Raw genomic sequence first — 8462 nt, forward strand, 5'->3', positions numbered from 1 at the left:
ATATCAAACTCAAAATCTACATCCGAAAATGATTTTCTTAGCATTCATTGAAAAGTGCCTCTTTATTGAGTTTAAATTTAAACCATGAAGACTTCGTCAATAAAAGAGTATTTTAGAAATTCTTTATAATGGTTCGTTTAACGCCGATCTTTTTATTATTAAGATTTAATAGATAAAATTTTATTGTGCCTATTTGATTTTTATAAACCAAGATCTGGATCATGAGGAGTTGAAAGAATGCCTGCTATTCCTGCATCAAAAGCACCTTGATCAAGTGTAATTTCAGTTGGATTACCTAAATCTAAACTTTCAACATCAACATTAATATAGCCTATTGCGCGAGCAGCTGCTATAAAGTCTTCGCGGGTAATATCGTTAACTAAAGCGGTACCAGTCGTAAGAAAGTCTCCCGCTGCTGAATCTCTCAATGCGCTCTCAAAATTTCTAGCAGTTGCCCAGTAACCAAATTCCACACCAGCAGTTTCTATCATCTGATCAAAAAGCCAAGCCGTATGATCAGCAAAATTTGGCGGTAAGCCAATTCCATCTTTAGCAAGCGAATACGTCACAGAACTAGCTAGTTGCACTTTGCTAGGTAGATCAAGGTCTATTAACAATAACCTTCTGTCCCAACCTGCATCTTGTGAGAGCACTTGCTTAAATTCATTTCTATAACCTGCAAATATAACTATGACGCCACTATTCAACAAATCATCAACTTGTTCAAAAACTACGTCAAGTGTACGTTTTCTAAAATTTGCAGAGCCATTAGAGCCTTTACCTTCATTGAATTTATGCGCTTCATCAACTAATAAAACACCGCCATTTTCCTTTAATTTTACTAAAGTGTCCTTTATTTCCTTTGCCATATGGTCAACAAATTGTTCAGTATCTTTTCCTGGTGAAAATACCACAAATTCATTTCCGCATATTCCCATAGCTGCAAACAGATGTTGAAGAATTTTTGCTGATTCAGTTTTACCAACACCTGGAGGTCCCAATAGTGCTATATGACGAGTCAGCTTGCCCTGCCTGGCAATCTGGCCTGATAGCATTTTTGCGAGCGCCCAAGCTGTTGGTAAAGCAGGATTTTGAAGGTTCTGATTTAAAACTCCACTTAATAAAGGAAATCTTTTTGCAGCATCAGGATGGATAAAGTACCTCTCATCTGAGACTGGATGATTAGGTGGTCTTGTTTCGTGATGAGATGGAACAGAATCAGGTTGCTCTGGTATGACAACATCAAGTTCATTATCGTCTATATTTGGCCATAACTTACTCGGATTCCATGAAGCAGTGATTACATTATCTTGATCGTCTAATTCTAACACTTCTTTACCGACTAGATAGTTAAGATATTGCCAAAGATATCTGTCTTCTCTCATAAATTTTAACATGCTAATTAATGATTGGGCAGAATCAGGAGTCGAAATATTTTCGAATAATCTATCCTCGATACCATTGCTTCTCCACATTCTATATGTTTTAACTAATGTACTACCGACTATCTGTTTATGCGCGTCATTAGGCTCTTCTGTGTCTTGATCGAAACAAAACTCCTTAACGTCGTCTAAAATTTCTTTGTACCCCTGATAAAAAAATGTGTGTTTAACTTCAGCATCTAGATCAACTAAAAATGACCCCAAAGTAAATAAATCGAAATTTGGTAAATCTTCACAGACGAACCTTACCCAGTGCTTTTCAAATTCAGCATCGGTTCTAGGTTGAGAAGCCAATCTTTGAAGTGCTTCGTCATACTCAATATCTGTATATTCCATTTCCTCGTTCCTTCGAGCTAGACCAGTAAAATTTATGATTTATGCTTGTATTTTATATCTTTGTCTTATTAAACGTCAATTCGAGAATTAGTTTAGACAGACACCAACTATTTTGAATGGACCTTCTGGTGACGATATATCTACTACAAGTTCTTTCATTAGTGCAATGACTTGATTTCGAACAAAGTCCATTCCCATGTCTTCTACAAGTTCAGATTGTTTTGCTGGTTGTAATGACATATATAGGGAATAGCTAGCCAGTATATATTGCGCAAGTATAGACATATTGCTAGCACATACGAAAGTTGACAGATGTAAAAGTTTTATACTACTATGGGCGTTATGACCAATACTTCCGGCCCTAATGCGCCTAACCCGCGTGGAAATACTCAAAATCAAGAACCAGGCCAACAACCTGGGATCGACACTTTAGAATTCTATGCCCTAACTCCATATGTAGACCAGATAAGAGCAATAATCCATGCTCTGAATCCAAAACAACCTGACACTGTAACCATTGATACTGCACACCGCACTTTAATATATTGCCAATCCATGGTGCTACGTGCATTTCCATTTGACCTCGAAACTCCTTACCAAAAAAATACTATGGGTTTCGAATCGTATAATAATGGTTTTAATTTATATTATGAACAAAGCAAAAGAGGTGGAACCTATGGAGAACGTTTGTCTAGCCAACGATTAATGGAAGCAGGATTTTGGCTTGAACATAGACAGGTACATGAAATTGCCGGTACAAAACTTTTGGATTTTAAAAGACATGACCCAAATATACAAAAAGGTTTTGATCGGGAATCAAATAGTCTAACCAACAATCCAGAAAATCCAATTGATGGTATGTGTCAACGTCATGGTAGATCAATGCAAGCTACTTTTGTTATGGACCGATTCGAAGCGCTTGCCCTTTATGTTTTACATAGTGCCCGCGAACGTGGAATCCCCGTGGAATTTAAAGGCACAAGTTATGACACTCAAATCTACAACGGATTTGCGCGCTATAAAGTAAATGGTGTACCCATGATGCTTGCCTCTCTTGGTAGTCGATTAGAAGATAGAATGACTTGTGTAGCTGCTATTAACAGCGAGTTGAGCAAAATTGATAGTTTTGATAAAAAAATGGGAATAATAAAACCTGATGACCGTGTTAGTGCTACACCTGGCCGTAACGGATATTCCCAGTTCGCCGAATTTAGTGATGGTTCACGGTCTAAAAATGTAGCAGCGGGAGTCGAAGCTATGCTTGATGCTATGTCGAAAGTTGTCCAACTCACACAAGTCGAACTCACTAAGCCAATAACAGATTCATTCTATCCTTAAACTGGCCACCAAAAACTAATCGGCATAAGTCCAGTCAGGCTGTTTGCGAGAATATGACCCATCATAAACTGCAACTCCATCTTCAAGATTAATCAATTTAGGGATCAACAATTCTCTCGGGTTTGGACATTTGCCTAGTTGTATATGCTCTGCAAATTCTTGTGGAAAGGCACGCATAATACTTCGCACCATTACTTGTTCTTCGACAGCTAAATAACAACGGTTTCCATCGGCAACATGATTCAACCAACCTTTGATTGCTTTAATGTCTTGCTCATCACCATTGCCCGTCTCAATCTTGTTTAGATGTTCGGTAATTGCACCTGAACCAATTTTGCACGGCGGACATTGGCCACATGATTCAATAGATAGAAATCTCGAAAAAATATTTGCGACATTTACCATACAAGTAGTGTCGTCATAAACAATAAATCCTGCAGACCCAAGGCCACTGCCGATTGCTTGAAAACTTTCATAGCTAATTGGGACATCAAGATCAGCAAATGTCACCACGGTATTAGCAACACCAGAAAATACTGCCTTTATGCTACGACCCTTTGCTAGTCCGCTACCAACAGCATTGATGACAGTGTTTAATGGTGCACCCATTTCCACTTCACCAACATCGGGTGCAAGAACATCTCCAATCACAGTTACAATAATTGTCCCAGGTGATTCTTTTGTACCCATCGAGCGAAACCAGTCGACACCATTAGTCAAAATGTGAGGGATGTTCGATAAGGTTTCAACATTATTTACCAAGGTAGGATTAGAACCGCCAGTCACAGAGTTATCAGAGCCATCGCCTGCCTCACTGTTTTGTGATTGCCAACCAGTTTGTGGTCCATCAGAAAATAACCCTTGTACATATGGCGGCAACCAACGTGGCAGTGGATCATTGCCTTCAATAACTTCAAGCATTGCTTTTTCTTCGCCATATAAATATTCGTCGGGACCAGCAACAATAGTTATTGAACAACTTCGACAAAGCTCTGCTGTCTGAAATTCTTTTACTGCGCGTGTGAGTATTTCAATCTCACGCTCAAAACTTTGCTTTAAACAAATGAATGCCTCAACAGCTCCTATCGCAAAAGCGGCTATGGCGACTCCTTCGACGAGTTGATAAGGGTTTGCACGAATTAGTGCTCGATCCTTAAATGTTCCCGGTTCTCCTTCTGCACCATTACAAACTAAATAACGTTGGCCACTATTCTGCTCGGCTATTCCAGCCCATTTTTTCCCAGTAGGAAAACCTCCACCACCGCGACCTCTTAATCCTGACTTCGCCACTTCCAGTATTGTAGCTTCACGACCAAGTTCGTGTGCACGAGCAATACCTTTGCCCCCTGTCAGAGATTTAAGATAAGCATCAATTGTTGTAATAGGTTCTGGTGGCAATAAGAAAGTAGTCATAGCTATATTCTCGCACATTGATTAGACCCGCATTGGATTTAATAATATTTATTAGAAACACAACTGGCAAACTTCTATATCATCATATTTAGAATTGTGCACTCAATGTTTTGCGTAATGTAGCTTGTTAAGAAATAAGTGTTGCTAACGCACTAAACAACTGTGTACAAAATTGTTCATGGTTTCTTGAAAGCCTTGCATCTCTGCATCAGAATAACTCTCATTATCCATAAACCCTGGATCTAAAGTTTTACAAGGAGAAAACTTTTGAAGAAAATGTTTATCCGCTCCTTTAATCAAACTACCAATCTCAACAAAATCATTAATGTCGAGTTGGCCTTTCATCACAGTAGTGCGAAATTCATAATCAATACCCGAACCCATTATTATATCAACGCTTCTTTCTATGGCTGAGGTATCAATTGGACGACCAGTAACTTCACTGTATCTATCTAATGGTGCTTTAATATCCATCGCAAAATAATCAACAAGATTATTTTCAATAACGTCCATCAACAATTGGGGATTAGTACCATTGCTATCTAGCTTTACGGCAAAACCCCTATGTTTAATCTCTCCTAAAAATTCTGACATATCTTTATGGATGCTAGGCTCGCCTCCACTGAGCACAATGCCATCAAGTTTACCAATACGATTATCTAAAAAATTGTATATCTCATCCATGTTTATAGCTGGTTCAAATAAATTCGGCAATACAAGTTCAGGATTATGACAATACCCACAGCGCATATTACATCCCGATGAAAAAAAGACGGCAGAAGTTTTCCCTGGAAAATCGACCAAAGAAAACTTCTGCATACCGCCTATAATCATGACTTAACTCTTTAATACTTCTTTGACAGAGTTAGCAGCACGAGAAGAACTTTGTTCGCAAGCTTTTAACGCGTTAGGTAATTTAGTATCAACACTGTAATGCTCTCTCATATCAAACTCTGCACGCTTGCCTTCATTCCATTGTGAGACGCTACGCAAATACCCAACGATTCGAGAATAAACTTCAGTTGGCTCTTTACAATCAGGGCAAATATGGACTTCACCTCTTAAATATCCATGGTTATGACAAATACTAAAACTAGGTGTCATTGTGAAGTATGGTAAACGATAATTTTCACAAATTGTTTTTACCATCGACTTTAAAGCCTGAGCATCACTAGCGCGCTCGCCCATAAAGAAATGAATTACGGTTCCGCCTGTATATTTAGTTTGTAACTCATCTTGAAGATCGAGCAGTTCAAATAAATCATCAGTATAGTTAACTGGTAGATGTGATGAATTTGTGTAAAACGGAGTCACTACAGCCTTGCCTTTACCATTAGCAAAAATTGCATCTTCAAATAATTTCTGATCTAATAGTGCTAATCTGTAACAAGTACCTTCAGCAGGTGTAGCTTCGAGGTTATAGTTATTTCCAGTTTCTTTACGATAATCACTTAGACGATCACGCATATATTGCAATACGCGTTCAGAAAAAACTTTGCCGTTCTCTGACGCAATATTTTCGCCTAAGAAATTCTCTACAGCTTCATTCATTCCTAATAAGCCAATTGTTGAAAAATGGTTTATCCAATATTTATCGTGTGCAGCTTTGACATCTCGCAAATAAAATTTAGTATATGGATAAAGATTGCTATCTGTTAAACGTTCTAAATATTTACGTTTAATTTCTAGCGAATCTTTCGAAATATCCATAAGCTCGCCAACGCGATCAAAAAATTCTTCTTCAGTGGTACAAGTCAAACCTATTCGTGGCATATTTAAGGTAACAACACCTATTGAACCAGTAAGAGGGTTTGCTCCGAACAATCCTCCCCCACGATATTCTAATTCGCGGTTATCTATACGCAAACGACAACACATCGAACGAGAATCTTCTGGTTTCATGTCAGAATTAATAAAGTTAGAGAAGTAAGGAATACCATATTTTGCTGAAGCTTCCCAAAGATTCTCTACTACAGGGTTATCCCAATCAAATTCACTAGTGATGTTATATGTAGGAATCGGGAATGTGAATACACGACCGTGAGCATCACCTTCGGTCATCACCTCTAAGAATGCGCGGTTTAGCAAATCCATCTCAGCTTGATAATCACCATAGGTTCCTTCCTCGCTAGGTACACCACCAATGATTACAGGCATCTCACCATAGTGTGATGGTGCTACCAAATCTAAAGTTATGTTTGTAAATGGTGTTTGAAAACCTACACGGGTAGGAACGTTAATGTTAAACACGAACTCTTGTAATGCTTGTTTTACTTCTTCATAATCGAGATTGTCGTGTCGGATAAATGGGGCAAGCAAAGTATCAAAACTAGAAAATGCTTGAGCTCCAGCAGCTTCACCTTGCAATGTGTAAAAGAAATTTACTATCTGACCTAGTGCAGAACGAAAATGTTTTGCGGGTTTGGAAGCAGTTTTTCCAGGAACACCTGTAAAACCTTGGGAGAGTAAATCGAAAAGATCCCAACCAACACAATAAACACTTAGGAGATTAAGATCATGAATATGCAGATCACCATGTAGGTGTGCGTTACCAATTTCACTTGGATATACTTTTTCTAACCAATAAGTCTTTGTTACTTCACTTGCAACATAATTATTTAGACCTTGCAAGGAGTATGACATATTAGAATTTTCTTTAACTTGCCAATCTAATTTGTCGAGATATTTATCAACCAAATCGATGTGTGCAGACTCAGCAATTTTGCGCATCGAAGAGTGTTGTGCACGATACAATACGTATGCTTTTGCAGACTTTTTATATCGCGATGCTAAAAGTGTATCTTCAACTATATCTTGAATTGTTTCAACACTAATTACAGTTATGTTGCGTATATCTATTTCCATAGAAACTTGATTAGCAAGTTTGACTGCGTCCGTTTTATCAAATTCTTTTGTTGCTTTGCCAGCTTTTGCAATCGCAATCACGATTTTATTTTCATCGTAATCTACTGGTTCTCCATTGCGTTTTGTTACTAATAACTCCATCTTTGATCCTCTCTGAATATCAAATAGCTAATCTCAAAAGTGTAAATTTACGTTTTCGAATTAGTAGTCCTACAGTACTATTGAATATCAAAAATTATGTGGACTCTTTGCCAATATTCCAATAGGTCAACCTAAGAAAAAGTCACTAAAATAACGACTTTATGACAAGCTCTTGTGAAACCTTGTTAGGCAATGTGCAAACTAGTATCCAAAATTTTTAGTGATAAAAATAAAAAAATTTAGAACAGTAAAACTGTATAATAAAAGCGTTTTAAGATGTTTGAATATTATTTAATTACCGACACTTTCATCTAGTCTGTCGTCTATCTAAAAACGAATATTTCTAGTGTTGACTGTATATATACTAGTTCAAGTATTTATAGCTGACAAAATTTATGCCTCTAACGTCGAGGCTCTTCGGCTGAATATGTCCAGTCGGGTTGTTTGCGCCAAAATGATTGATCGTAAGTAGCTACACCTTCACTGAGGTCAAGCAGTTTGGGAAATTCTATTTTATGTGTACTTGGACATTTACCAGTTTCAATATGCGCAATGAACTCATCGGTGAATGCAATAATTATGCTCGAAACAACTTTTTGTTCCTCAACAGCTAAGTAACATCTATTGCCATCTGTGACGTTTTTTAACCAACCTAAAATTGCATCAAGATCATGTTCGTCGCCTAAACCTGTTTTCAATTTTTTCTAAATGTTTTGTTATCGCACTTGAACCAAGTTTGCACGGCGGACATTGTCCACAAGATTCTATCGATAGGAATCTTGAAAAAAGATAAGCAATTTTCACCATACAAGTTCTATCATCATAAACAATGAAACCAGCCGAACCTAAACCACTACCTATGTCAGCAAAACTCTCATAACTTATTGGCACATCAAGATCGCTTGCTTTTATAACCTCATTGGCCAC

At 37.7% G+C, this 8462-nt stretch carries 8 protein-coding genes; 1 reads left to right on the plus strand and 7 read right to left on the minus strand.

Going from position 1 to position 8462, the window contains the following annotated elements:
• Positions 1–200 precede the first annotated feature (200 nt).
• Together KBF89_05825 and KBF89_05830 are read right to left on the minus strand one after the other, a co-directional pair.
• Entirely contained in the window at positions 201–1778 is a 1578-nt protein-coding gene (locus KBF89_05825) for an AAA family ATPase (GenBank protein ID MBP9115848.1), read from the minus strand.
• A gap of 87 nt (positions 1779–1865) precedes the next feature.
• A complete protein-coding gene (locus KBF89_05830) occupies positions 1866–2018 on the minus strand; it encodes a hypothetical protein (GenBank protein ID MBP9115849.1) in 153 nt (50 codons plus the stop codon).
• Between the two features lie 102 nt (positions 2019–2120).
• Between KBF89_05830 and KBF89_05835 the strand changes: the two genes are divergently transcribed.
• A complete protein-coding gene (locus KBF89_05835) occupies positions 2121–3116 on the plus strand; it encodes a hypothetical protein (protein MBP9115850.1) in 996 nt (331 codons plus the stop codon).
• A 15-nt stretch (positions 3117–3131) separates the two neighbouring features.
• Here KBF89_05835 and KBF89_05840 read toward each other — a convergent pair whose 3' ends face one another.
• The 5 genes from KBF89_05840 to KBF89_05860 all read right to left on the minus strand — a co-directional run.
• Positions 3132–4529 carry a hypothetical protein gene (locus tag KBF89_05840; protein ID MBP9115851.1) on the minus strand — a complete coding sequence of 466 codons (1398 nt, stop codon included), beginning with the start codon at positions 4527–4529 and terminating at the stop codon, positions 3132–3134.
• A gap of 144 nt (positions 4530–4673) precedes the next feature.
• Positions 4674–5363, minus strand: coding sequence for an anaerobic ribonucleoside-triphosphate reductase activating protein (locus tag KBF89_05845; protein ID MBP9115852.1), 690 nt, complete (start codon positions 5361–5363; stop codon positions 4674–4676).
• A 3-nt stretch (positions 5364–5366) separates the two neighbouring features.
• The gene (locus KBF89_05850) at positions 5367–7535 is read right to left on the minus strand and encodes a ribonucleoside triphosphate reductase (GenBank protein MBP9115853.1); all 2169 of its coding nucleotides are present in this window, start codon (positions 7533–7535) and stop codon (positions 5367–5369) included.
• A gap of 401 nt (positions 7536–7936) precedes the next feature.
• Positions 7937–8233, minus strand: a complete 297-nt coding sequence (locus KBF89_05855) for a hypothetical protein (GenBank protein ID MBP9115854.1) — start codon at positions 8231–8233, stop codon at positions 7937–7939.
• Positions 8205–8462 (minus strand): hypothetical protein (locus KBF89_05860; GenBank protein ID MBP9115855.1); only part of this gene is annotated, 258 nt, incomplete at its 5' end. The genes KBF89_05860 and KBF89_05855, both read right to left, overlap by 29 nt.

It is taken from the genome of Acidimicrobiia bacterium, assembly GCA_018057765.1.
Taxonomy (GTDB): domain Bacteria; phylum Actinomycetota; class Acidimicrobiia; order IMCC26256; family JAGPDB01; genus JAGPDB01.